This is a genomic window from Pelomonas dachongensis, from assembly GCF_043555865.1.
GTDB classification, from domain to species: domain Bacteria; phylum Pseudomonadota; class Gammaproteobacteria; order Burkholderiales; family Burkholderiaceae_C; genus Pelomonas; species Pelomonas dachongensis.
In genome coordinates, this window is the sequence record NZ_JBIGHY010000002.1 from 17,290 (window position 1) to 42,004 (window position 24,715).

General features: G+C 67.3%; 24 protein-coding genes and 1 pseudogene. 6 read left to right on the plus strand and 19 right to left on the minus strand.

Features of this window, described 5'->3' with window-relative positions; translation table 11 throughout:
* The first annotated feature begins 8 nt into the window (after positions 1–8).
* Positions 9–1,304 carry a patatin-like phospholipase family protein gene (locus tag ACG02S_RS04850; protein ID WP_394469315.1) on the plus strand — a complete coding sequence of 432 codons (1,296 nt, stop codon included), beginning with the start codon at positions 9–11 and terminating at the stop codon, positions 1,302–1,304.
* On the plus strand, positions 1,301–2,443 hold the full coding sequence (locus ACG02S_RS04855; RefSeq protein WP_394469316.1) for a glycoside hydrolase family 5 protein: 1,143 nt from the start codon (positions 1,301–1,303) through the stop codon (positions 2,441–2,443). Before ACG02S_RS04850 ends, ACG02S_RS04855 begins: the two co-directional genes overlap by 4 nt.
* Position 2,444: 1 nt before the next feature.
* On the opposite strand, the gene ACG02S_RS04860 is transcribed toward ACG02S_RS04855, so the two are convergent.
* Genes ACG02S_RS04860 through msbA form a run of 3 tightly spaced genes read right to left on the minus strand, consistent with a single transcriptional unit; the run spans position 2,445 to position 4,446 of the window.
* The gene (locus ACG02S_RS04860; protein WP_394469317.1) at positions 2,445–2,576 is read right to left on the minus strand and encodes a hypothetical protein; all 132 of its coding nucleotides are present in this window, start codon (positions 2,574–2,576) and stop codon (positions 2,445–2,447) included.
* Positions 2,573–2,707, minus strand: a complete 135-nt coding sequence (locus ACG02S_RS04865; protein ID WP_394469318.1) for a hypothetical protein — start codon at positions 2,705–2,707, stop codon at positions 2,573–2,575. The genes ACG02S_RS04860 and ACG02S_RS04865 overlap by 4 nt, the downstream gene beginning before the upstream one ends.
* Entirely contained in the window at positions 2,707–4,446 is a 1,740-nt protein-coding gene (msbA, locus tag ACG02S_RS04870) for a lipid A export permease/ATP-binding protein MsbA (protein ID WP_394469319.1), read from the minus strand. Before msbA ends, ACG02S_RS04865 begins: the two co-directional genes overlap by 1 nt.
* A 37-nt stretch (positions 4,447–4,483) precedes the next feature.
* On the opposite strand from msbA, the gene ACG02S_RS04875 reads away from it, so the two are divergent.
* On the plus strand, positions 4,484–5,497 hold the full coding sequence (locus ACG02S_RS04875) for a glycosyltransferase (RefSeq protein ID WP_394469320.1): 1,014 nt from the start codon (positions 4,484–4,486) through the stop codon (positions 5,495–5,497).
* Positions 5,498–5,760: 263 nt separating this feature from the next.
* On the opposite strand, the gene ACG02S_RS04880 is transcribed toward ACG02S_RS04875, so the two are convergent.
* From ACG02S_RS04880 to gyrA, 16 genes and pseudogenes are all read right to left on the minus strand, one after another.
* Positions 5,761–6,582 (minus strand): DUF707 domain-containing protein, encoded by an 822-nt coding sequence (locus ACG02S_RS04880; RefSeq protein WP_394469321.1) that lies wholly within the window; start codon positions 6,580–6,582, stop codon positions 5,761–5,763.
* Positions 6,579–7,712 (minus strand): UDP-galactopyranose mutase, encoded by a 1,134-nt coding sequence (gene glf, locus ACG02S_RS04885; RefSeq protein ID WP_394469322.1) that lies wholly within the window; start codon positions 7,710–7,712, stop codon positions 6,579–6,581. The genes ACG02S_RS04880 and glf overlap by 4 nt, the downstream gene beginning before the upstream one ends.
* Entirely contained in the window at positions 7,713–8,429 is a 717-nt protein-coding gene (locus ACG02S_RS04890; RefSeq protein ID WP_394469323.1) for a glycosyltransferase family 25 protein, read from the minus strand.
* Positions 8,429–8,557 carry a hypothetical protein gene (locus ACG02S_RS04895; RefSeq protein ID WP_394469324.1) on the minus strand — a complete coding sequence of 43 codons (129 nt, stop codon included), beginning with the start codon at positions 8,555–8,557 and terminating at the stop codon, positions 8,429–8,431. Before ACG02S_RS04895 ends, ACG02S_RS04890 begins: the two co-directional genes overlap by 1 nt.
* Entirely contained in the window at positions 8,544–9,509 is a 966-nt protein-coding gene (locus ACG02S_RS04900) for a glycosyltransferase family 32 protein (RefSeq protein WP_394469325.1), read from the minus strand. Before ACG02S_RS04900 ends, ACG02S_RS04895 begins: the two co-directional genes overlap by 14 nt.
* Positions 9,506–10,252, minus strand: coding sequence for a glycosyltransferase (locus ACG02S_RS04905; RefSeq protein WP_394469326.1), 747 nt, complete (start codon positions 10,250–10,252; stop codon positions 9,506–9,508). The genes ACG02S_RS04900 and ACG02S_RS04905 overlap by 4 nt, the downstream gene beginning before the upstream one ends.
* A complete protein-coding gene (gene lapB, locus ACG02S_RS04910; RefSeq protein WP_394469327.1) occupies positions 10,236–11,378 on the minus strand; it encodes a lipopolysaccharide assembly protein LapB in 1,143 nt (380 codons plus the stop codon). The genes ACG02S_RS04905 and lapB overlap by 17 nt, the downstream gene beginning before the upstream one ends.
* Positions 11,368–11,667 (minus strand): LapA family protein, encoded by a 300-nt coding sequence (locus ACG02S_RS04915; protein WP_394469328.1) that lies wholly within the window; start codon positions 11,665–11,667, stop codon positions 11,368–11,370. The genes lapB and ACG02S_RS04915 overlap by 11 nt, the downstream gene beginning before the upstream one ends.
* 16 nt (positions 11,668–11,683) lie before the next feature.
* Positions 11,684–11,983 carry an integration host factor subunit beta gene (locus ACG02S_RS04920; RefSeq protein ID WP_056270919.1) on the minus strand — a complete coding sequence of 100 codons (300 nt, stop codon included), beginning with the start codon at positions 11,981–11,983 and terminating at the stop codon, positions 11,684–11,686.
* A 110-nt stretch (positions 11,984–12,093) separates the two neighbouring features.
* Positions 12,094–13,818 (minus strand): annotated as a pseudogene (rpsA, locus tag ACG02S_RS04925) (30S ribosomal protein S1); the annotation flags it as partial.
* A 189-nt stretch (positions 13,819–14,007) separates the two neighbouring features.
* A complete protein-coding gene (locus ACG02S_RS04930) occupies positions 14,008–16,008 on the minus strand; it encodes a bifunctional 3-phosphoshikimate 1-carboxyvinyltransferase/cytidylate kinase (protein WP_394469329.1) in 2,001 nt (666 codons plus the stop codon).
* Positions 16,008–16,907: a prephenate dehydrogenase gene (locus tag ACG02S_RS04935; protein WP_394469330.1), complete on the minus strand. Its 900-nt coding sequence runs from the start codon at positions 16,905–16,907 to the stop codon at positions 16,008–16,010. The genes ACG02S_RS04930 and ACG02S_RS04935 overlap by 1 nt, the downstream gene beginning before the upstream one ends.
* A gap of 12 nt (positions 16,908–16,919) precedes the next feature.
* Positions 16,920–18,017, minus strand: a complete 1,098-nt coding sequence (gene pheA, locus ACG02S_RS04940; protein ID WP_394469331.1) for a prephenate dehydratase — start codon at positions 18,015–18,017, stop codon at positions 16,920–16,922.
* Entirely contained in the window at positions 18,010–19,098 is a 1,089-nt protein-coding gene (gene serC, locus ACG02S_RS04945) for a 3-phosphoserine/phosphohydroxythreonine transaminase (RefSeq protein ID WP_394469332.1), read from the minus strand. Before serC ends, pheA begins: the two co-directional genes overlap by 8 nt.
* A gap of 9 nt (positions 19,099–19,107) precedes the next feature.
* Positions 19,108–19,692, minus strand: coding sequence for a DUF2059 domain-containing protein (locus tag ACG02S_RS04950; protein WP_394469333.1), 585 nt, complete (start codon positions 19,690–19,692; stop codon positions 19,108–19,110).
* Positions 19,693–19,696: 4 nt separating this feature from the next.
* On the minus strand, positions 19,697–22,336 hold the full coding sequence (gyrA, locus tag ACG02S_RS04955) for a DNA gyrase subunit A (RefSeq protein ID WP_394469334.1): 2,640 nt from the start codon (positions 22,334–22,336) through the stop codon (positions 19,697–19,699).
* 265 nt (positions 22,337–22,601) lie between these two features.
* Here gyrA and ompA point away from each other — a divergent pair, with 265 nt between their 5' ends.
* The 3 genes from ompA (at position 22,602) to ACG02S_RS04970 (ending at position 24,708) form a co-directional block, all read left to right on the plus strand.
* Positions 22,602–23,258 (plus strand): outer membrane protein OmpA, encoded by a 657-nt coding sequence (gene ompA, locus ACG02S_RS04960; protein ID WP_394469335.1) that lies wholly within the window; start codon positions 22,602–22,604, stop codon positions 23,256–23,258.
* Between the two features lie 77 nt (positions 23,259–23,335).
* Positions 23,336–24,040: a bifunctional 2-polyprenyl-6-hydroxyphenol methylase/3-demethylubiquinol 3-O-methyltransferase UbiG gene (ubiG, locus tag ACG02S_RS04965; RefSeq protein ID WP_394469336.1), complete on the plus strand. Its 705-nt coding sequence runs from the start codon at positions 23,336–23,338 to the stop codon at positions 24,038–24,040.
* Entirely contained in the window at positions 24,022–24,708 is a 687-nt protein-coding gene (locus ACG02S_RS04970; protein WP_394469337.1) for an HAD-IA family hydrolase, read from the plus strand. Before ubiG ends, ACG02S_RS04970 begins: the two co-directional genes overlap by 19 nt.
* Positions 24,709–24,715 lie beyond the last annotated feature (7 nt).

Sequence of the window (24,715 nt, forward strand, 5' to 3'; positions counted from 1 at the left end):
TTTCGCCGATGCTTCAAGCCGTGCCCAAGCCCGTCACCGGGCCCTCGCGTGCGCAGCCGGTCACGGGACTGATCCTGACCGGCGGCGGCGCCCGTGCGGCCTACCAGGTGGGCGTGCTGGCTGCGCTGGCGCAGCTGCGCCGCGATGCCGGTGCAGCGCAGGGCAACCCGTTCCCCATCATCAGCGGCACCTCGGCCGGTGCCATCAACGCGACGACGCTGGCCTGCCATGCCGACGACTTCGACGCCGCGGTCGACGGCCTGGTGCACCTGTGGCAGGGCCTGCACGTCGAGAGCATCTACCGCGCCGACGTGTTCGAGGCCGTCCGCAGCGGCGCGCGCTGGCTGAGCATGCTGAGCCTGGGCTGGGCCATCGCGCGCTGGACTCGCACGCGCCCCCGCAGCCTGCTGGACAACTCGCCGCTGCGCGAGTTGCTGTCGCGCTACCTGGACATGGACCGGCTGGAGCCCATGCTGGCCGCCGGCCACCTGCGGGCGCTGGCGCTGACCGGCTCCAGCTACACCTCAGGCCAGCACGTGACGTTCTTCCAGACGCACCACCACATCGTGCCCTGGCTGCGCGAGCAGCGCATGGCCGTGCAGGCGCGGCTGACGCTGGGTCATCTGATGGCGTCGGCGGCCATTCCGTTCATCTTTCCGGCTGAGATGCTGCCGTTGGAAGGGCTGGGCGAGTGGTTCGGCGACGGCTCCATGCGCCAGAGCGCGCCCATCTCGCCGGCCGTGCACCTGGGGGCGGACCGCATCCTGGTCATCGGCGCGGGCCGCATGAAAGAGCCTGAAGGCCGGCGCCACCAGGCAGCGGGTGTGCATCCCAGCATGGCGCAGATCGCCGGCCACGCGATGTCCAACATCTTCCTGGATGCGCTGGCGGTGGACGTGGAGCGGCTGCGCCGCATCAACCGCACGCTGGCGCTGCTGCCGCCCGACATGCGCGCGGCAACAGCGCTGCGGCCCATCGAGCTGCTGGTGATCGCGCCCAGCCGTCGGCTGGACGACCTGGCCGGCGAACACCAGGCCAGCCTGCCCAAGTCCGTGCGCGCCATGTTGCGGGCCTTCGGCGTCAGCGGCCGTGGCAACAAGACCAGCGGCTCCGCGCTGATCAGCTACCTGCTGTTCGAACCCAGCTTCATCAACGAGCTGATCAACCTGGGGCTGAGCGATACGCTGGCCAAGCGCGCCGAGGTGCAGCGCTTCTTCGGCTGGCCTGCACGTGCGCCCCAGCTGGACCCGGCGGCGCTTAGGCGCAGCCGCTCGGCCGGCTTCGCGTCGAGCTTGCTGCCATGAAGCGGTGCCTGGCCCTGGCGCTGAGCCTGCTGCTGGCGCTGCCGGCCCCGGCTGCGGACATCGCCTTCTGGGATACACCGCGCCACGGCGGCAACAGCTTTAACGGCCGCCCGCCGGACGAGGCCTGGTTCCGCGCGCTGCGCGCCACCGGGGCGACATGGGCGCGGCTGACGTTCTCCAAGTGGCGGGGCGAGGGCCGCGACTTCCTCATCGGCAATGCCGACGACTACCGCGGCATTCCGGCGGACGACCTGGCGCAGCTGCACCGGGCGATGGATGCCGCGCAGGCTGCCGGCATCCAGCTCGTGCTGGTGCCGCTGTCGCTGCCCGGCAACCGCTGGGTGCAGCACAACGGGGACCGGCCGGACGAGCGGCTGTGGCGCGAACGCCGCTACTGGGACCAGTCTGCCGCCTTCTGGCGCGACCTGGCCCTCGCCGTGAAGGACCATCCGGCGCTGGCCGGCTACAACCTGCTGAACGAGCCCACGCCGGAGAAGGGCCAGGGGCTGGACGAGCAGGCCGCGCCCGAGGCGCGCCGGGCGTGGTACGCGCGCCACCGGGGCACGACGCGCGACCTGCCGGCGTTCTACGCTCAGCTGATCGCGGCCATCCGCACCGTGGACGCCGACACGCCGGTGATGCTGGACGGCGGCTGGTACGCGCATGCGGCCAGCTTCAGCTACTGGACGCCGCTGCCGGACGCGAAAGTGCTGTACGCCTTCCACATGTACGAGCCGTGGAACCTGACGAGTGCGCCGCAGATCCGGCGCCAGCCGCAGCTGCGCTATCCGACCCCGGGCTTCGACCGGCGGGCGCTGCAGCGCTTCCTGTCGCAACCATTCGCCTGGGCGCGGGCCCAGGGCGTGCCGGCCAGCCGCATGGTGGCGGGCGAGTTCGGCTGCGTGCGCGTGTGGGTCGACTGCGCCGCCTACCTCGCCGACGTGCTGGACACGCTGAACGGCCAGGGCGCGCACTGGGCCTTCTACAGCTTCCGCGAAGATGTGTGGGAAGGCATGGACTACGAGATCCCGCCGGCGTTTCCTGCTGGCCGCGTCTACCACCTGCGCGAGCAGGGCAAGGGCGACGCGGTGCCGCTGGACGGCCCGCTGATGCGAGTCATCCAGCGCCGGATGCGCTGAATCAAAGCGGCAGCCCGGCCACGCGCAGGCCGGCGGCGGACACTTTTCGCGCGGTCGCCGTCTTCACGCCTGGCACCCGCTGCATCAGGTCGGCCCAGTCCTTGAACGGGCGCCCGTCCAGCAGCCGCTTCACCAGCGACGCTCCCAGCCCAGGCAGCGATTCCAGCGCGGCGCGTGTCGCCGTGTTGATTCCACCTCCACCTCCACCTGCGGCTGCGCCAGCACCGGCAGCGCGGCCCACAGCAGCAGGCCGCGCCGCTTCATCAGGCCTCGCCGGCCTGGGCCCGCACCATGGCCGCGTAGGCGCCGTCGCGCGCCAGCAGCTCGGCATGCGTGCCTGTCTCGATCAGCTTGCCGGCGCCCATCACGTGGATCGCATCGGCGTCGCGGATGGTGGACAGCCGGTGCGCAATGACGATCAGCGTCTTGCGTCCGCTCCATTGCGCCAACGCCTGTTGCACGGCGCGTTCGCTCTCGGTGTCCAGCGCCGAGGTGGCTTCGTCGAAGATCCAGACCGGTGCGTCCTTGTACAGCGCGCGGGCGATGGCCAGCCGCTGGCGCTGGCCGCCGGACAGCTTGCTGCCGTTGGCGCCGACGTTGGTCTCCACGCCTTCGGGCAGCGTCTGCACGAAGTCCCACAGGTGGGCGGCGCGCAGCACCTGCTCCAGCTTGGCCTCGTCGCGCGTCTGCGCGTAGGCGATGTTGGCGGCCACGGAGTCGTCGAACAGCACGATGTCCTGAGACACGACGGCGAACTGGCGGCGCAGGCTCAGCCGCGTCAGCGCCTCGATGTCGGCGCCGTCGAGCCGAATGTGGCCCGAGTCCGGCCGGCCGAAGCCCAGCAGCAGGTGGATGATGGAGCTCTTGCCGGCACCCGACGCGCCCACCAGCGCGGTGGTCTTGCCGGCCGCGAATCGCAGGTTCAGGCCGTCCAGCGCGGGTTGCCCGGCGCCGGGGTAGGTCAGGCGCACGTCGTCCATGTCGATGTCGCCTCGGGCCGGGCCGGGCAGCTCCTGGGTGCCGGTGTCGGCCTCCTTGGGGGCGTCCATCAGCTCGAAGCAGCCCTTGGCGACGACGCTGGCGCGCGTCAGCGGCGAGGCCAGGTCCGAAAGGTGGCGCAGCTTGGACAGCAGCAGCAGCAGCGCGGCCACGTACTTGACGAAGTCCTGCACGCCGGTGCCGTCGGTGCGTGCCTGCCAGAGCGCCAGGCAGATGATCAGCGACAGGCCCACGCTGGCGACCAGCTGCGAGATCGGCTGCGCCAGCGCGCTGGCGGCGGCGGTCTTCAGGTTGTAGCGCCGCACTTCCTGCGCCGCATCGGTGAAGCGCCCGCGCTCGTAGTCCGCCGCGCCGAACTGACGCACCACGCGCCAGGCCCGCGTGATGTCGTCCACCTTGTTCACCAGCACCAGTTGCGAGTCGTAGGAGCGCGAGGACATCTGGCGGATGCGCCGGTTGACCTGCTTCATCACCACGGCCATCACCGGCGTCACGACCAGGGCCAGCAGCGTGAGCTGCCAGTTCAGGTAGAACAGGTAGACCACGAAGCCGATGGCGGCCAGCCCGTCACGCAACAGCGCGATGCCCACGTCGCCCGTCAGCTGCAGGATCTGCTGCGGATCGTTGACGACCTTGGTGACCGCCGTGCCGGGCTGCATGCGCGTGTAGACCTGGGCGTCCAGCCGCAGCAGCGAGTTGACGAGCGCGGTGCGGAAGTCCAGCACGCTGCGCGTCTGCGTCCAGTGGAAGAGGTACTGCCCGGCAAAGCTCGAAATGCCGCGCACGATGTACAGCCCGATCAGCACCACGGGCACCATCCACAGCGGGTAGGCGTCCTTCGTGAAGCCCTCGGCGTCGAAGGCGTAGCTGATCAACTGCGGCAGCAGCCATTCGGTGCCGGCCAGGCACAGATAGGCCAGGATGGTGCACAGCGCCCCCCAGCGGTAGGGATAGACGTACTGGACCAGTCGGCGGGCGATGGAGGCGTTGGCGTCGGCGGGCATGGAGCGAGATTGTCGTCCGTGTTTCAATGCTGCCCCGATGCGCATCGCCCACCTTCTCTTCACGAAACGCTTTGCCGGCAGCGAGCGCTACGCCATCGAACTGGCCAATGCGCAGAGCCATCACCACGAGGTCTGCTTCGTGCTGGCGAACGCTGCCGCCGAGGACCGCCCCGACGCCTGGGCGCAGCGGCTGGACCCGCGCGTGCAGCAACACCGCCTGACTTTCCCTCGCCTGCTACCGGCCACGCGCGTGGCGCGCTGGGCACGCGACTGGCGGCCCGACGTCTGCCATGCCCACCTCAGCTTTGCGTGCAAGGCGCTGGCCGGCGTGGCCGCGCCGACGGTGCGCGTGGCAACACTGCACATCGCCTACAAGCCGCGCCAGCATGCGCACCTGGACGGCCTCATCGCGATCACACCGCAGCAGCTGGCGCAGATTCCGGCCGACTTCGGTGGCCGCGTGGCGCAGATCAGCAACTGGAGCCAGCCAAAACCGGCTGACCCGGGTGCTCGCGAGCGGTTGCGCGCGGCCTGGGGGGTGGCGCCTGACGACTGGTTGGTGGGCACACTGGGCCGCGGAGAACACAGCAAGGGTTGGGACTTGCTGGTGGAAGCCTTCGAGCGCGCAGCGCTGCCCGGGGCGCGGCTGGTGCTGGTGGGGCAGGGGCCGGACTGGCAGTCAGTCCGGGCGCAGGCGGGCGAGCAGGTTGTCATGCCCGGCTTCACCAACGAGCCCGCCAACTGCCTGGCGGCCTTCGACCTGTTCGTCAGTGCGGCGCGCAGCGAGCCGTTCGGCCTGGTCTTCCTGGAGGCCATGCACGCGGGCCTGCCGATCCTGGCGACGGCCACGGAAGGGGCGCAGCACTTGCAGGCCAGTTTCGAGCCGCTGGTACCAGCAGGCGATGTGGTGGCGCTGGCGGCGGCATTGGTACGGCTGAACGAGGCGCGTCTGGCGGGCGACGTGCTGCGGCGGCTGCATCCCGTCGAGTCTTTCGGCCTGCAGGAGCGGGTGGCCGATATCGAGGGGTTCTATCGCGAGTGCCGCCGATAGGGCCTGTTAACACAACGGGAGCAGGCCGCGTTGAGGCTAAAAAGCCCGCGAGCAAGGCGCAAACCGCAGCCGGGTTTGGTACCCGGCGAGGATTTGCAACGCAGCGCGAGGATTTTTTAGCCTGAACCCGAAGGGAAGGCCTGCCGCCAGGGGCCACTCTGCGTTGCACCGCTTGCCCGCATATCAACGCGGGCTGCGCGCTGCGCCTTGATTGGTCCCTGACGGCGGGCCCTCGCGGCCTACTCCCGTAGTTTTAACAGGCCCTAGGCCTCTGACGCAAGCGCCCGGCGCTTGCGCCGCTCGGTGCGACGCATGCGACGCTGGGCGTTGAGGCGCCTCACCATCAGCGTCAGCTGCTCCCACAAGGTGGGTCTGACACGTGCGATGCCACCGTACAGCAGGTACTTGTTGGCATAACGGTTTCCCCGCGCGCCGTACTGCGCGAGCAGACGCTGTTCGTCGAGTCGCGGATCCATCTCGGGGTTGTTGCGGTACAGGTCGCCGCCGAGCGGGCGAGTGTGCTTGACCGGCGTCGCGTCAAGCACGGCGATCGAATCGCGCCGGCCCCGGCCCGCCAGTTCAGGCCAGACCCAGTCCAGCCCCCAGCCGCTGCGGCTTTCGGTGAAGGTCTTCAGGCAGGCCCGCAGCGAACTCCGGTCGAACAGCGGCGCCATCACTTCCACGAAGGCGACGTGGCGCAGCACGTAGCGCGGGTGCTGCAGCAGCGTGTTCCAGCTGTAGTACGAGTCGCGCGTCAACGCCGGCTGGGCCAGTGCGAGCCCGAAGCCGTGGAAGAGGCCGAACATGCGGTTCAGGGTTTCGGTGGTCGCGGCGAGGTCGTCGTCAGGAAACCAGAACGCGTCGTAGCGATCGATCAGGTGAGGGTGCTCGGCAAGCAGGTCGCCGATACACGACCATTTCGGGCCGCGCCGCATCTCGTAGTGGTCGGCATCGTCCTTGTGCAGATCGGGCTTCTGGCCGTAGTAGCTGATGAAGAGGTCGAAGTCGCGGCCCGGTTCGGCGATCCAGCCGCGATGCAGCGACGCATCGCCCGCACGCAGCACCACCAGGTTCCTGCGGTTCATGCGCGCACCTCCAGCAGATCCTGCGCCGCGGTCAGCGCGGCGGCGACGATCTGGTCCATGTTGTAGTAGCGGTACTGCGCCAGTCGACCCACAAAGCTGACGCCCCGCTGCTGTTCTGCCAGCGCTTCGTAGCGCTTGTACAGCGCCTCGTTCTCGGGCCGCGGGATGGGGTAGTACGGGTCGCCTTCGGCCTGCGGGTACTCACGCACGATGGACGTACCGGTGTGCGGCTCGCCCGTGAGGTGCTTGAACTCGGTGATGCGCGTGTAGTCGTGGTCGTTCGGGTAGTTGACGGTGCCGACCGGCTGGAACTGCGCGACGTCGCCCAGATGCGTGTGATCGAAGCGCAGGCTGCGGTAGGGCAGTGGGCCGTAGCAGTGGTCGAAGAACGCATCGATGGGGCCGGTGTAGATCAGGTGGGCGCCGCCGAATTGCGCCCGAACGTCGCGGAAGTCGCAGCCGGTGCGCACCGTGATGCCAGGATGGTCCAGCATGCGCTCGAACATCCGGGTGTAGCCCTCGGCTGGCATGAACTGGAAGCTGTCGCTGAAGTAGCGGTCGTCGTCGTTGTCGCGGGTCGGGATGCGTGCCGCCACGCCGGCCGACAGCTCACTGAGGTCCAGTCCCCACTGCTTCTTCGTGTAGCCGCGGAAGAACTTCTCACACAGGTCGGGCCCCACCGAGTTCAGCACCACGTCCTCGCTGGTCCTGATTGGATCGCGCGGCTGGCGGACACCATCGAGATAGGCGCGCACCTCATCGCCGTTGAGCGAAAGCCCGTAGAGCTGGTTGATCGTCGTGCGGTTGATCGGGATGGGCAGCAACTGCGCGCCGACCTGGGCCAGCACGCGATGTTCGTAGAAGCGCCAGTGCGTGAAGCGCGACAGGTACTCGAAGACCTTCTTGCTGTTGGTGTGGAAGATGTGCGGCCCGTAGGGGTGGATCAACACGCCGTGCTCATCGACCTTGTCATGGGCGTTGCCGCCGATGTGGTCTCGCCGGTCGATCACCATGACGCGCTTGCCGGCGTCGGCCAATTGCCGCGCGCAGACGGAGCCAGCAAAGCCGGCGCCAACAATCAGGATGTCGAATTCGGTCATGGTGGTGGAGTGGCGCAGGGGCAGGGTCATCTACCGGTGCCGCAGGTTTTGCCAACCGTAATTGGCCTTGTTGATGAACTTGCGCCAGCGGGTGAGCAGGCGGGTCTCGGCGGCTTTCGTTCCGATCGAGCTTTGGAAGCTGGTCTCGTCGAGCCTGATGGCCGCCGGCAGCACGCCGTGGATTTTCAGCCCGTTTTCCCACCAGTGCCTCAGGTCGACGTCGATGGGGCGGCCAAATGGAATGCGGGTTGCCACCAGCTTGGCAGCCCCGCTGCGGCTGACGACGTAGCCGGCGGTGAGACTGGGCACGCGTCGATAGTCGATGAGTTCAGTGCCCTGTACGAGCGCGCGGCGGCGAAGCGGCCGCTCTTTGTCTCTACCGATGAGCTTGATCATGTCCCAGCCAGGCGGCAAGGCTTCAATGGCTTCGATGACACGTCCAAAGTCCGGTTGCAACGCGATGTCGTCCTCCAGCACCACCAGCGCTGCGGCCTCCGAGTCGAGCAGCCATTGCCAGGTGCGCAGGTGGCTCGCATAGCAGCCCTTCTCCCCGTTGACCAGCGGTTTGTGGAACTGCCGTTGGTTCAGGGTCGGCGAGTAGAGCTTCACCTGCTCCTGCTCCGGCAGCGCCGTCCACAGCGTGGCGTCGAAACGCTGCGCGACGATGCCATGTCGGTCGAACTCGGCCTCCAGGCGCTCCCGACGATCAGCGTCGCGGGCCAGATTGACATAGACGATGGGCAGCATCAGGGGTTCCAGTCGCATGCCATGAGGTGGCCTTGGGCGCGCTCCTTCAGCATCCGCTTCACGTCGCCCTCGGCGTTATTGACCGGCATCAGCACGCTCAGCCAGGGGCGGGCGTCAGCGGTGCTCATGCGGCTTTCCCAGCAGCTCGATCAGCGCGCTACCCGCCAGCCAGCGGCGCTTCAGCCAGTGGCGAGCCGTCATCGCGTGTTCGCGGTCGCGCAACGTGACGAGGGCCGGCAGGCGGGTGGGGGCGTGCGTCAGCGCGATCCGCGCGTAGTGGTGGCGCGTGCGCCAGCCCACCGCAGCCAGCCAGGCCTGCGGGCCGTCCTCGGCGCGCAGCAGCGCGAGGCGGTGCGCTTGCGGGGCGCGGTCCAGCTCATCGGCAGCCACGACTTGCAGGAGGTGGTCACCCGCGGCGCCGTTGGCCCGCCCCTGCACGACGGCCGCCAGCCTGCCCTCGTCGCGCAGGCGCTGCAGCAGTACCTCGGCGCCCGCGTCCAGGGCGCGGTCGAAGGCGTCCGCCAGCGCCGTCACGAAGCCGCCACCGGTCACGCTGGCCATCAGGCCGGTGTCGATCAGCGGCAATTCCGGTCGCTTCGTGTCGCGGTCGATGTAGAAGCCCACGTAGTCGGCCTGGCGGTGGGCGCGCAGGTCATGCAGCCAGGCGAGATCGCGGCTCAGCAGCGTCGCCGCGTCCATCCACACGCCGCCATGCCGGGCCAGCAAGCGCACGCGCAGCCACTCGGTCTGCTGCCGGGCCGTCAGCGCGTCGAAGTCCGCGCGCAGTTCGGGCAGCCACGCGGCAATGCTGGCGCGGTCCAGCACGCGCACCTCGTGGTCGGGCACGAAGCGGCGCCAGTTGGCGATGCAGGCCTGCACGAACTGGGTAGGCGGCGTCGGCTGCGCGTAGGTCCAGATGACCCGGGGGATCTGGGCCTTACAGGCTGGCGCGCTGTCGCCGACGAAGACGACACGCGTCTGCGATGGCGCGTGCGCACGTGCCACGGTCGCGAACTCGCGCAGCAGGAGCCCTGCGGCAAGGACGAACAGCGCCAGGAAGATGAACGGAGCGAAGCTCATTCGCGCCAGTGGTCCGCGATCCAGCGCGCTGGACGCGCATGCCGCCAGTTGCCGTTGCTGCGGCCGGCCAATGCATCTGGCGGGTTCATGACGCCGTGAAAGATCAGGATGCGCGCGCCATCCGGGATGAACGGATCACGCCAGTAGCTGGTGGGCCAGGCGGGGATGCAGTGGTACTTATAGCTGGCGCACCAGCACGCATCCCAGTACTGCAGCTTGCCCTGGCGGTGCAGCACTGCGGACAGGAAGGCCTGCTCGTTGCGGAACTCCGCCTTGGCCTTGGCTTGGTCGGTGACGAACTCAGTCAGCACGTCCTGATGCTCGCCCAGCTCCCAGCGGTAGACCGAGGAGTTGCCGGTGATGCGCCAGGGCCGCTTCCAGTCGTGGATGACGAGGAACTCGCCGGGTACCTCGAAGAACGGCGTGATGTCGTCAACGATGACGACGTCCAGGTCCAGGAAGAGGGCGGTGCCGCTCAGACCGTATGCGTTGACGAGCACGGGGCTGAAGGTGGTGAGCTTCTTCCAGCCGCGCTCCGGCTCGCCGTTGGGCAGCGTCAGCTCGGGGATGGGGAAGCACTGGACCTCGGTGCGAATGCCTTCGGTGCGGTCGGTCAGGCAGACGAACTGGAACTCGCCCTGCAGATGCCTGCGCACCATCGCGTACAGCCGGTTCACGTATTCGGGGCCGTACTTGGTGCCCCACTTCATGCAGACGATCGTGCGCTTAGAGTTCTTCGACATGGCGCGGGGGATAGGTGTCCCAATTGAGGCAGCCGGGGCACTGCCAGAAATAGTGCGCGGCTTCGAAACCGCAGGCGGCGCAGCGGTATCGCAGCAGCGGCTTGGTCGCGGTTTCCAAGGCCTTGACCATGGGGGCCGCTTCGTCAGCCGGCAGCGCGCTGGCATTGAGTTTCAGCAGATCCGTGGCGGCGGACAGCGCCGGATGCTCGCGCAGATGGGCGGCCAGCCGCTCGCGCTGCGGTTCGGGCTGCAGGGTCGCCAGCGCGCGCAGCAGGTGCATGCTCGGCGCGCGTTGGTACTGCTCGATCAGCAGCGCAATGGCGCGCTCCGGTCGGCCGAGCTGGGTGGCAGCCGCCGCACAGTCGGCGGCGACCAGATTGAAGGCTGGCGGGTTGACTGCCAGCAGCCTCGTGAACGCGGCCAGTGCCAACTCGGGCTGGCCAGCCTTCAGCAGCACCTGGCCTTGAAGGACGTAGGCGCGCGCGGCTTCGGGTGCACGGCGCTGGGCCTGTTCCAGCAGCGCCGGCGCTAGATCGGCATGGCCCTGGGCCTGCGCCACCAGCGCCTGCTCGCACAGGTAGTGCGCGATGCGACCCGAGAACGAGCCGGTGCCAGCGGCCTCCAGTTCGGCGGCGATGTCGGCGGCCTTGGCCCAGTCGCGCGAGCGCTCGTACAGCGACAGCAGCGCCAGGCGAGCCTCGCGCTCGAACGCGGTGCCACGCAGCTCCGCATACGCCGCTTCGGCGCGGTCGAACAGGCCGGCCTTGAAGAAGTCCTGCGCCAGTTCATGCTGTGCGCGGTCGCGGTCGGCCTTGGTGATGTCGCCGCGGCGGATCAGGTGCTCGTGCACACGCACGGCGCGCTCGGTCTCGCCCCGGCGGCGGAACAGGCTGCCGAGCGCGAAATGCAGCTCGGAGGTGTCCGGGTCGTTCTGGACGGCCTCGATGAAGGCGTCGATGGCCTTGTCCTGCTGCTCGTTCAACAGCAGGTTCAGGCCCTTGAAGTAGGCCTTGGGTGATTCACGCTGTTCGAGCTTCCACTGCCTTGAGTCGAGCTTGGACGCGAGCCAGCCGAGCACGAAGACGATGGGCAGGACGAACAGCAGCCAGCGCGGATCAAACTCCATCTTGATGGGCGGCGTAGGGGGCAGCCGGCGCGTCGGGTGACGCAACCGCAGGAATGGTGACAGGTTCGCTGCGCTGTGCAGCACGGCGGTGGCGCCACCACGTAGGAACCATGGCCAGCACGCCGAAGGCGGCACCGAGGCCGAAGGCCAGCAGCACGATGATGACTTGCGGGGCGCGCCATTCGTGGCCGAAGAACCAGCGCACGACGGCGTCGTGGCTGTTGTTCAGCGCGAAGGCGAACAGCGTGAAGAAGAGCAGGGCTCGCAGGAGCCAGACGAGGGTGCGCATGGCCCCGGATTCTGGCTCAGGCGTCGGTCACCGGCAGGTGTTCATCGACGGCCTCGCGCAAAGCCTTGCCGGGCTTGAAATGCGGCGCCAGCTTCTCGGGGATCATGACCTGCTCGCCGCTGCGCGGATTGCGGCCCACGCGCGGCGGGCGGCGGCTGATGGAGAAGCTCCCAAAGCCTCGAATCTCGATGCGGTGGCCGCGCGCCAGGGCGTCGCTCATCGCGTCCAGGATGGTCTTGACCGCGAACTCGGTGTCGCGCTGGGTCAGTTGACCGAATCTTTCGGCGAGGACGGCGACGAGGTCGGAGCGGGTCATGGCTTGCATTTGGAAAATGAACAGGCTCGCCGGCGGAAGGCCGAGCGAGCCTGTGGGGAGCATACCCGGCCTTCAGCGCAATGCTTCAGGCCGGGCAGATCGACAAGGGCTTAGTTGCCCTGGTTGTCGAGCTTGGCGCGCAGCAGGGCGCCCAGGCTGGTCGTGCCGGCGTTTTCACGCTCGTTGGTCTGGCTGATGCGCTGCATCGCTTCCTGCTGGTCGGCGTTGTCCTTGGCCTTGATCGACAGCTGGATGTTGCGGGTCTTGCGGTCGATGTTGACGATGACGGCGGTGACTTCGTCGCCTTCCTTCAGCACGTTGCGGGCGTCTTCCACGCGGTCGCGGGAGATTTCCGAAGCGCGCAGGTAGGCCATCACACCGTCAGCCAGCTCGATCTCGGCGCCGCGCGGGTCGACGGTCTTGACCTTGCCGGTCACCGAAGCGCCACGGTCGTTGATCGTGGTGAAGGCGGTGAACGGGTCGCTGTCCAGCTGCTTGATGCCCAGCGAGATGCGCTCGCGCTCGACGTCCACAGCCAGCACGACGGCTTCGACTTCCTGGCCCTTCTTGAAGTTGCGAACGGCGGTTTCGCCGGTCTCGTCCCAAGACAGGTCGGACAGGTGCACCAGGCCGTCGATGCCCTGGGCCAGGCCCACGAACACGCCGAAGTCGGTGATGGACTTGACCGGACCCTTGACCTTGTCGCCGCGCTTGACGTTCTCGGCGAACTCTTCCCACGGGTTGGCCTTGCACTGCTTCATGCCCAGGCTGATGCGGCGCTTGTCTTCGTCGATTTCCAGAACCATGACTTCGACTTCGTCGCCCAGCGAGACCAGCTTGCTCGGGGCGATGTTCTTGTTGGTCCAGTCCATCTCGGAGACGTGCACCAGGCCTTCGATGCCCGGCTCGATCTCGACGAACGCGCCGTAGTCGGCGATGTTCGTGACCTTGCCGAACAGGCGGGTGCTGGTCGGGTAGCGGCGAGCAACGCCGAACCACGGGTCGTCGCCCAGCTGCTTGATGCCCAGCGAGACGCGATTCTTCTCGGCGTCGAACTTCAGGACCTTGGCCGTGAGTTCCTGGCCGACCGTCACCACTTCGCTCGGGTGACGGACACGGCGCCAGGCCATGTCGGTGATGTGCAGCAGGCCGTCGATGCCGCCCAGGTCGACGAACGCACCGTATTCGGTGATGTTCTTGACCACGCCGTTGACGATGGCGCCTTCGGACAGCGTTTCCAGCAGCTTGGCGCGCTCTTCACCCATGGAGGCTTCGACCACGGCACGACGCGACAGCACAACGTTGTTGCGCTTGCGGTCGAGCTTGATGACCTTGAATTCCATGGTCTTGCCCTCGAACGGGCTCATGTCCTTCACCGGGCGGGTGTCCAGCAGCGAGCCGGGCAGGAAGGCGCGGATGCCGTTGACGAGGACGGTCAGGCCGCCCTTGACCTTGCCAGAGACGGTGCCGGTCACGAAGTCGCCAGACTCCAGGGCTGTTTCCAGGCTCAGCCACGAGGCCAGGCGCTTGGCCTTGTCGCGCGACAGGATGGTGTCGCCGTAGCCGTTTTCGATGGCGTCGATGGCGACGGACACGAAGTCGCCGACCTGGACTTCAAGCTCGCCCTGGTCGTTCTTGAACTCTTCGATGGGCACGTAGGCTTCGGACTTGAGGCCTGCGTTGACGACGACGAAGTTGTGTTCGACACGAACGACTTCGGCCGAGATCACCTCGCCAGCGCGCATGTCGGAGCGCTGCAGCGACTCCTCGAACATCGCGGCAAAGGATTCCATGCCGGAGGCTTGGGCGGTTTGGGTTTGGGACATGTTGGTGGACCTTGATGCGCCGGATGTCGACGCGGCGGTGCAGGCGAGCCTGCGGGGTTAGGTTGTTGCGATCCGCTGGCCGTGAGCAACGTTGTGCTGCTCCTGCACTCGGGCGGGCGCCCGATGGAGGCCGGCGGGCCTTGGCTTCTCAGGCCTGTGCCGCTCCGACAAATGGCGCCCCTTGCAGGAGTCCCGGTGTCAGAACGGCCGGCGCTGTTGCCACCAATCCAATACCTGCGTCACCGATTCCTCGATGCTCAAGTCGGAGTTGTCCAGCAACAGCGCGTCTTGCGCGGGCTCCAGCGGCGACGCCGAGCGGTTTTTGTCCCGCTCGTCACGCGCCTCCAGATCTTCGCGCAAGCTGGTGATATTAGCTGAAATCCCTTTGGAAATCAATTGCTTATGCCGGCGCTCGGCGCGCGTCGCAGCGCTGGCGGTCAGGAAGACCTTCAGGTCGGCGCCAGGGAAGAGGGCGGTGCCCATGTCGCGGCCGTCCGCAACCAGGCCGGGCAGGCGGCGAAAGCTCAGCTGCAGGTCGTGCAGCGCCTGCCGCACGGGCGGGTGCACGGCGACCTGGGAGGCCAGCAGGCCGGTCGCCTCGGCGCGCAGCCGGGCGCTGACGTCCTCCTCGCCGAGGAACACGTGGCCGTCGCGGAAGCCGAGCTTCAGCGTCGGCACGATGGCGGCAACCGCGTGGCCGTCGTCCAGGTTCAAGCCGGCGCGGCGCGCGGCCAGGCCAGTCACGCGGTACAGCGCGCCGGAGTCCAGCACGGCGAAGCCAAGCGCCTTGGCCGTCTCGTCGGCCAGCGTGCCCTTGCCGGACGCGGTGGGGCCGTCGATGGTGATGACAGGGATGTCCTCGGCGCGCGCTGTGACGACGTCGAACAGCGTCTCGAAGTAGTCCGGAAAGGTCTTGGCGACGCAGTGCGGCTCCAGCACCCGTACTGGCACCGTGCGCTCGGTGACCAGCGCATTGAAGGCTGCCAGCGAGAAGCACATCGCGACGCGGTGGTCGTCGTATGTGTGGATGGACGCGGCCTTCCAGTTCTTCAACGGTTCGACGCTGATCCAGTCCGGGCCTTCCTCGACCGTTGCGCCCAGCTTGCGCAGCTCGGTGGCCATCGCAGCGATGCGGTCGGTCTCTTTCACGCGCCAGCTGGCGATATTGGTCAACGTCGTTGGGCCATCCGCGTACAGCGCCATGACGGACAGCGTCATCGCAGCGTCGGGAATGTGGTTGCAGTCGAGCGTGATGCCGCGCAAAGGCCAGGCGCCGCGGCGGACTTCCAGCCAGTTGGGGCCGGCCTTCACGTCGGCACCCATCGCGGCCGCGGCTTCGATGAAGCGCACGTCGCCCTGCAGCGAGGCACTGCCGACGCCTTCGATCCGGATCGGCGCATCGGCGGCTGCGATGGCGCCCAGGCCGACAAAGTAGGACGCCGACGAGGCGTCGCCTTCAACGAAGATCTCGCCCGGCGACACATAGCGGCTCCCGGCCGGGATGACGAACGCCTCCCAGCCCTCGCGACGCACGGCGATGCCGAAGCGCGCCAGCAGCGCCAGCGTGATCTCGATGTAGGGCTTGGAGATCAGCTCGCCGATGACCTCGATACGTATGTCCTTCTCGGCCACCAGCGGCAGCGCCAGCAACAGCGCGGTCAGAAACTGGCTGGACACGTCGCCGCGCACCTTGACCGGCGCGTCCAGCGCCAGCGGCGACGGGCCGCGCAGGCGCAGCGGCGGGTAGCCGGAGTTGCCGAGGTCGTCGATGGCGCAGCCCAGGCCGCGCAGCGCGTCGACCAGGTCACCGATGGGCCGCTCGTGCATGCGCGCGACCCCCGACACCTCAAAGCTGCCGCCCTGCGTCGCCGCCATGACAGCCAGCGCTGCCGTCAGCGGGCGCATCGCGGTGCCGGCGTTGCCGAGGAACAGATGCGCCTGCTTGGCCAGCAGCTTGCCGCCCAGGCCCACGATGGTGACCGTGTCGCCGTCCTTGGCAACACCGCAGCCCAGTGCGCGCAGCGCGTCCAGCATGACAGCCGTGTCATCGGAAGCCAGCAGGTCGCGTACGACGGTGCGGCCTTCGCTCAAAGCCGCCAGCAGCAGCACGCGGTTGGAGATGCTCTTGGAGCCGGGCAGGCGCACCGTGCCTGCGGCGCCGCGCAGTGGCGGCAGGTCGAGGAAAGGAATCTTGAACATCACTTGCCGGCGGGGCGGCCGGGAGGGACTGCAGGAGAGGAGGGAAGGCTCCACGCGGAGCGGCCTTCGGCGATAGGGCGGATGGCTGCCTCCAGCGCCGCTGCATCGCCGGCTTCGATGAGCGCTTCGAGCTGGTCCAGCATGGTGCGGAAGCGCTTGGACTGCGCCAGCACCTCGTGCTTGTTGGCCAGCAAGATGTCGCGCCAGACCGAGGGCTCGCCGGCGGCAATGCGCGTGAAGTCGCGAAAGCCCGGCCCGGCCAGGCTCAGGTAGTCGCGCGCCGCCGGCTGTTCGGCAATCGCCTGGAAGTAGGCGAAGGCAAGCAGGTGCGGCAGGTGACTGACGGCGGCGAACGCCGCGTCATGGTTGTGCGGCCGCATCTTCAGTACCGTTGTGCCCAGTGCCGACCACACATCGGTGGCGAGTTGCACCAGCTGCGGGTTCGTGAACGGCTGCGGCGTCAGGATGACCTGGCGGCCTTCGTACAGCGTCGCCTCGGCATGTTGCACGCCGCCCGACTCCTTGCCGGCGATGGGGTGGCAGGGCACGAAGCTGGCGGCCTTCTCACCCAGTGCGCGGCGGGCGGCTTCGATGACGTCGCACTTCGTCGAGCCCACGTCCATGAACAGCACACCGGGGTTCACCAGATGGCGGATGGCCTTCAGCGTGGCTTCGGTGGCCGACACCGGCACGGCGATGAGCACGATGTCGGAGCCGGACACCGCCAGAAGCGCCGACTCGGCCGCCACGTCGATGACGCCGAGCTTCTTGGCCTGTTTGGTGGTCGATGGCGACTTGCTGTAGCCGACGACGCGCTTGACCAGGCCGGCCTTCTTCATCGCCAGCGCGAAGCTGCCGCCCATCAGGCCGCAGCCGATGACGCCGAGCTGTTGGAACATGGTCGCGTGGCCTCAGTTCTTGACCGGGTAGGCGCCCAGCATCTTGAAGAAGGCGCAGTTCGCGCGCAGCTCGTCCAGGGCTGCGGCGACGTGGGCCTGGCTGGGGTGGCCGTCCAGGTCGATGTAGAAGTAGTAGTCCCACTGGCCGGTTCGGGCCGGGCGAGACTCCAGCCGTGTCATGGACACGCCGTGCGTCTTCAGCGGCACCAGCAGGTCGTGCATGGCACCCGGCCGGTTCGGCACGGAGACGACGAGGCTGGTGCAGTCGCGACCCGTGGCCGGCGGCGTGGCCATCGTCTGCGGCAGGCAGATGACGGCGAAGCGGGTGCGGTTGTACGCCTCGTCCTGGATGGCGTGCGCGGTGATGTGCAGGCCGAACAGTGTCGACGCGCGTTCGCTGCCCAGCGCAGCCCAAGCCGGGTTAGTCGCGGCCAGGCGCGAGCCCTCGGCGTTGCTGGACACCGCCCGGCGCTCAACCTCAGGCAGGTGCTTGTTCAGCCAGTTCTGGCATTGCGCGAGCGCCTGAGGATGCGCGAGCACCGCCTCGATGCCGTGCATGGACGGCTCCTTGCGCATCAGGTTGTGGCGGATCAGCAGGCTGACCTCGCCGACAACGTGGCAGGGGGTGTGCAGGAACAGGTCCAGCGAGCGCGTGACGACGCCCTCGGTCATGTTCTCGACGCCGACGACCCCGAACTGTGCGCTGCCCGACGCGGTCGCGTGGAAGACCTCGTCGAAATTGGCGCAGTAGGTCATGTCGGCGGCGCCGCCGAAATACTCGATGGCGGCCTGCTCGCAGAAGGTGCCGACGGGGCCCAGCACCGCAACGCGCTGCGGCGACTCCAGTGCCAAGCAGGCGGACATGATCTCGCGCCAAATGGCCGCCACGTGCTCGCCTTTCAGCGGCCCGGGGTTGGCGGCGCGGATCTTGTCGATGACCTGCGCGACGCGGTCGGGGCGGAAAAACGGCGTGCCTTCGGCGCGCTTGATCTCGCCGACCTGCTCGGCGACGCGAGCACGGTCGTTCAGCAACTGAAGCAGCTGCTTGTCCAGACCGTCGATCTGGTCGCGCAGCGCCAGCAGCGCCTGCGAGGCGACGGGTTCAGCCACGGCGCACCTCGAAATCCTTCAGGAACGACACCAGCGCCTGCACGCCTTCCAGCGACATCGCGTTGTATAGCGAGGCACGCATGCCGCCCACCGACTTGTGACCCTTGAGCTGCAGCAGGCCGGCAGCCTTGGCCTCGGCGAGGAAGGCGTCGTTCAGCGTCTCATCCGTCAGGAAGAACGGCACGTTCATGCGCGAGCGGCAATTTGCATCGACACGGTTCTCGTAGAAGCCCGAGCCGTCCAGCGCGCCGTAGAGCAGCGCGGCCTTGTCGATGTTGCGCTGCTCGATCGCGGCCAAGCCACGCTTGCCGGCGTAGTCGAAGCCTTTGAGCCACTGGAACACCAGGCCGGCGACGTAGATCGCGAACGTCGGCGGCGTGTTGTACATGGACTGGTTGTTCGCCACGGTTTCGTAATTGAACGCCGTCGGGCAGATGTCCATCGCGCGGCCCAGCAGGTCCTCGCGCACGAACACCAGCGTCAGGCCCGCCGGGCCGACGTTCTTCTGTGCGCCGCCGAAGGCCAGGCCCACGCGGCGCCAATCGATGGGGCGGGACAGCAGGTGCGACGAGCAGTCGATGACCAGCGGCACCTCGTTGTCGACGTGCGGCAGGTCGTGGAACTCAACGCCGTCGATGGTCTCGTTGGTGCACACGTGCACATAGGCTGCGTCGTCGCGCAGCCGCCAGCCTCGGGGGATCTCGCGGCCACTGCCTTCGGCGGCGATTTGCACGTCGGCGTAGCGGCGCGCCTCGGCCGCACTCTTGCGCGACCAGGAACCAGTGACGACCACGTCCACCTTGCCGCCCCGGCTGAGGTTCAACGGCACGATGGCGTTCTCGCCCAGCCCGCCCCCCTGCATGAACAGGATGCGGAAGTTGGCGGGCACGGCCAGCAACTCCCGCAGGTCGGACTCGGCGGTGGCCAAGATGCTGCCGAACTCCTTGCCGCGATGGCTCATTTCCATGACGCTCATGCCGCTGCCGTGCCAATCCAGCATCTCGGCGGCCACCTGGCGCAGAACAGGTTCGGGCAAAACGGCCGGGCCGGCGGAAAAGTTGAACGGGCGGGATGAGGTCATCAATGAGGATTACTGCTTCTTGGGCGCTGCGGCGGGCTTGGGTGCCGAAGCAGGCGCCGGCGGCTGAATGCCCAGGTGCTTGCCGACGTTGGTCTGCAAGGTCTTCAGTCGGCCTTCCAGCGTCGGTGCGGCCTCGGTCATGACCTTCTGGGCCACGGCCTTCTGCAGCTCGGCGTTGGCGAGGCCGAACTTCTGGCTGACCGGCGATTCTGCCCAGGTGAGGATCTGCTTCAGTTCGTCCTCGTTGAAGCGTTCGTCCAGCAGCGCCGAAGCCGTGCTGGGCGCAGCCTTGGCGGCCTTGTCCTTCAGATAGCCGACGTTCTCGTCGAGGAACTTCTTGATCTCGGCGTCGACGGCTTTGCCAGCGGCTTCGCGTTTGTCGGCCGGCATCTGCATCAGCGCTTGTCGAGCCGCCGTCACCAGTTGCGGCAGCGGACCCTGGATCAGGTTGCCGGCCAGGCCGTCGGCCAGGCCCTGCGTCTGCAGCGCGACGATCTTGTCGATCAAGGCCTTCTTGGCGGGCGAGGGTTGGGCCAGCGCCGCGCCGGCGGTCAGGGCGAGCGCGAGGGCCAGGCCCAGCTTGCGAGAAGTCATGTCGTCAGTCCTTGGAAGCTTCAGGGGAGTCGGTAGTGTCGGGGTCGTTGCCTTCGGTACCGTTCTCCGCCTCGTTGGCGTCGTTCTCGACGATGCGCTGCAGGCCCGACAGCTTGCTGCCGTCGTCCAGCGCGATCAGCGTGACGCCCTGCGTGGCGCGGCCCAACTCGCGGATCTCGGCGACGCGGGTGCGCACCAGCACGCCCTTGTCGGTGATCAGCATGATCTCGTCCTCCGGGCGCACCAGCGTCGCGGCGACCACGCGGCCGTTGCGCTCGCTCTGCTGGATGGCGATCATGCCCTTGGTGCCACGGCCATGCCGCGTGTACTCGACGATGGAGGTGCGCTTGCCGTAGCCGTTCTCTGTCGCCGTCAGCACACTTTGTGACTCGTCCTCCGCCACCAGCATGGCGATCAGGCGCTGGTCGGGCTCAAGCATCATGCCGCGCACGCCGCGGGCGGTGCGGCCCATTGGGCGCACGTCGTCCTCGTCGAAGCGAACGGCCTTGCCGCCGTCGCTGAACAGCATCACGTCGTGATGGCCATCGGTCAGCGCCGCGCCGATCAGGTGGTCACCCTCGTCCAGGTCGACGGCGATGATGCCGGCCTTGCGCGGGTTGCTGAAGTCCTTCAGCGACGTCTTCTTCACAGTACCCAGCGCCGTGGCCATGAAGATAAAGTGGTCCTCGGGGAAGGTGCGGAATTCACCCGTCAGTGGCAGCACCACGGTGATCTTCTCGCCTTGCTGCAACGGGAACATGTTGACGATGGGCTTGCCGCGCGAGTTGCGCGAGCCCTGAGGCACTTCCCAAACCTTCAGCCAGTAGACGCGGCCACGGTCGGAGAAGCACAGGATCCAGTCGTGCGTGTTGGCGATGAAGAGCTGGTCGATCCAGTCGTCGTCCTTCGTCGCCGTGGCCTGCTTGCCGCGGCCGCCGCGGCGCTGCGAGCGGTACTCGCTCAGCGCCTGGCTCTTGATGTAGCCGGTGTGCGAGAGCGTCACGACCATGTCGGTCGGCGTGATCAGGTCTTCGGTGCCCAGCTCCTGCGCGTTGTGTTCGATGACCGAGCGGCGGGCGCCCAGCTTGGTCTGGCCAAACTCGGTCTTCAGCTGGGTCAGCTCGTCTCCGATGATGGTGGTCACGCGCGCCGGCGTGGCGAGGATGTCCAGCAGATCGGCGATCTCGGCCATCACGTCGCGGTACTCGCCGACGATCTTGTCTTGCTCCAGCCCGGTCAGGCGCTGCAGGCGCATCTGCAGGATTTCGCCGGCCTGCGCTTCGGACAGGCGGTACAGGCCATCCGGCTGCATGCCGAACTGGGCTTCCAGGCCTTCCGGCCGGTAGGCCTGCCCGCCGCCGTCGGTGCGGGTCAGCATCTCGCGCACCAGCGACGAGTCCCAGCTCTTGGCCATCAGCGCCGCCTTGGCGACCGGCGGCGTGGGCGAGGTCTTGATGGTCTCGATGAACTCGTCGATGTTGGCCAGCGCAACCGCCAGGCCTTCCAGCACGTGTCCGCGCTCGCGGGCCTTGCGCAGTTCATAGATCGTGCGGCGGGTCACGACCTCGCGGCGGTGCTCCAGGAACACGATGATCATGTCGCGCAGATTGCACAGCTTCGGCTGGCCGTCGACCAGCGCCACCATGTTCATGCCGAAGCTGTCCTGCAGCTGCGTCTGCTTGTAGAGGTTGTTCAGCACCACCTCGGGGACTTCGCCGCGCTTGAGTTCGATGACGACGCGCATGCCCGACTTGTCGGACTCGTCTTGGATGTGGCTGATGCCCTCGATCTTCTTCTCGTGCACCAGCTCGGCGATGCGTTCGAGCAAGGACTTCTTGTTGACCTGATAGGGGATCTCGTCAACGATGATCGCCTGGCGGTTGCCCTTGTCAATGTCCTCGAAGTGCACCTTGGCGCGCATCACGACCCGGCCGCGGCCGGTGCGGTAGCCGTCGCGCACGCCCGCCAGGCCATAGATGATGCCGGCGGTTGGGAAGTCGGGGGCCGGGATGATTTCCATCAGCTCGTCGACTGTGATTTCCGGGTTCTTCAGCGCCACCAGACAGGCGTCGACCACCTCGTTGAGGTTGTGCGGCGGGATATTGGTGGCCATACCCACCGCAATACCCGCCGAGCCATTCACCAACAGATTCGGCAAACGGGTCGGCAGAACCAGAGGTTCCTTATGGCTGCCGTCGTAGTTGGGTCCGAAATCGACGGTTTCCTTGTCGATGTCGGCCAGCATTTCGTGGGCGATCTTGTCCAGGCGGATTTCGGTGTACCGCATCGCCGCGGCGTTATCGCCGTCAATGGAGCCGAAGTTGCCCTGGCCATCAATCAGCATGTGACGCAGGCTGAACGGCTGCGCCATGCGGACGATCGTGTCGTAAATGGCCGAATCGCCATGGGGGTGATATTTACCCATGGTCTCGCCAACCGCCTGCGCACTCTTGCGGTATTTGGCGTTGTACGTGTTGCCCATCTCGTTCATCGCGTACAGCACGCGGCGATGCACCGGCTTGAGGCCGTCGCGGGCATCAGGCAGCGCGCGGCCGACGATCACGCTCATCGCGTAGTCGAGGTAGGAGCGGCGCATCTCCTCCTCAAGGCTGATCGGCAGGGTTTCCTTGGCGAACTGGGTCATGCGTCAGGCTTGCGCTCGCGCCTACGTGGGCGCTGCGTCCTTGGAGGTAGGTGAAAGCCGCGAATTCTAAGCGCCGCGCCTCCCTGTAGCAGCAGCGCAACATCGTCACGGTGCCCATGAACGTAGGCCGCCACAATGCGTAGGTCTCGGTGCCTGCATGGCACAATCGTCGAGTCCCTAGGAGAAACCCTAAAGTCTCTCCTGAGGTTAGAGGTTGAGTACTGACTCTCGCAGGGCAACTGCGGCATTCCTTGAGAGGAGAATCATGAAGAAATTGAATCGCGTGGCGTCGCTGTTTGCGATGGCTGCGATCGCCGCCGCGACTTCGTCGGCATCTGCGCAAACCATCGACAACTGGCGCGCGACCGACGGTACGGTCTGGAAGAACGGCACTAACGAATATTGCTGGCGCAACAACTTCTGGACGCCTGCCACGGCAGCTCCGGGTTGCGACGGCGAAATCAAGGCCGCGCCGAAGGTCGAGCCGGTCGCTCCGGTTGCTCCCCCGCCGCCGTCGCCTCCGCCGGCTCCCCCGAAGGTCGTGACGCCGCCGCCGCCGCCGGTCAGCGAGAAGGTCACCTTCGCCGCCGACGCTTTCTTTGACTTCGACAAGGCCACGCTGAAGCCCGAAGCCACCGCCAAGCTGGATGACCTGGTCAGCAAGACCAAGGGCATCAACCTGGAAGTCATCATCGCCGTGGGCCACACCGACTCGGTGGGCAGCGATGCTTACAACCAGAAGCTGTCGATCCGCCGCTCGGAAGCCGTCAAGGCCTACCTGGTGAGCAAGGGCGTCGAGCCGAATCGCGTCTACACCGAAGGCAAGGGCGAGAAGCAGCCCGTGGCTGACAACAAGACTGCCGAAGGCCGTGCGAAGAACCGCCGCACCGAGATCGAAGTCGTCGGTACGCGCAACAAGTAAGCTCTGCGCCCTCGGGCGCTTGGCTCCAAAGCCCCGCACGGCCCGCCCGTCCGGGGCTTTTCTATTTTCAGACCGTCATGACGATCAACGCCGATCCTCAAGAGCTCGCCAAATTCGGCGAACTGGCCCACCGCTGGTGGGACCCTGAGAGCGACTTCAAGCCGCTGCATCAGATCAATCCATTGCGACTGAGCTGGATCCAGCAGCTCTGCCCGCTGTCCGGCAAGCGCGTCGTCGACGTGGGCTGTGGCGGCGGCATCCTGAGCGACTCCATGGCGCGGGCAGGAGCGCAGGTGTTGGGCATCGATCTGTCGACCAAGCCGCTGCGTGTGGCGGAGTTGCATGCGATGGAGGCGGGCACCGAGGGCGTCGAGTACCGCGAGATCGCAGTGGAGGCACTGGCCGTCGAGCAGCCAGGCGGCTTCGATGTGGTCACGTGCATGGAGATGCTGGAACACGTACCGGACCCCGGGTCGGTCGTGCGCGCCTGTGCCACGCTGGTGAAGCCGGGCGGCTGGGTGTTCCTGTCCACGCTGAACCGCAACGCCAAGTCCTTCCTGCTGGCCATTGTCGGCGCGGAGTATGTGTTGAACATGCTGCCCAAGGGCACGCACGAGTACGCGCGCTTCCTGAAGCCATCGGAACTGGCCCAGTTCTGCCGCGACGCCGGCCTGGATGTGCAGTCCAGCCGCGGCCTGACCTACAACCCGTTGACGCAGCGTTATGCGCTCGGCACCGACACGGACGTCAACTACCTGATCGCTTGCCGCCGCCCGTTGTGATCGCGTCTCGTTGGTGTCATTTGCAGGCAGTGCTGTTCGATCTGGACGGTACGCTCGTCGACAGCGCCGAGGACTTGGCTCGCGCAGCCAATGCGATGCGTGTCGACCGCGGCCTCGCGCCGCTGCCGCTGGCACAGTACCGCCCGCATGGCGGCTCCGGTGCGCGCGGCATGCTCGCGCAGGCCTTTGACGTGGGGCCGGGCCAGGCGGGCTACGACGAATTGAAGCGGGACTTCCTTGATCGCTACGAAGGCTTGATGTTCGACAGCACGCAGCCATTCGCTGGCGTGATGGAGGAACTGCAAGGACTGAATACTGCCGGTCTGGCCTGGGGCATCGTGACCAACAAGGCCGAGCGTTTTGCATTGCCGCTGGTTGCAGCGCTGGGGCTGCGCGCGGCCGTCGTCGTCGGGGGTGACACGACTGCGCACACGAAGCCCCACCCGGCGCCGCTTCTGGAGGCCGCAAGACGCCTGTCCCTGCCGCCCGAGGTCTGCCTGTACGTGGGAGACGACGAGCGTGACATCCTCGCCGGGCGCGCCGCCGGCATGGCAACGGCGGCCGCTGCGTGGGGCTACCTGGGCGCGCGTGGCGAATTTGCGCACTGGGAGGCCGATCTGGCGCTGCATGCGCCTGGCGATCTCTTGAAAGCGCTGGGAGTGGCCTAAACTACGG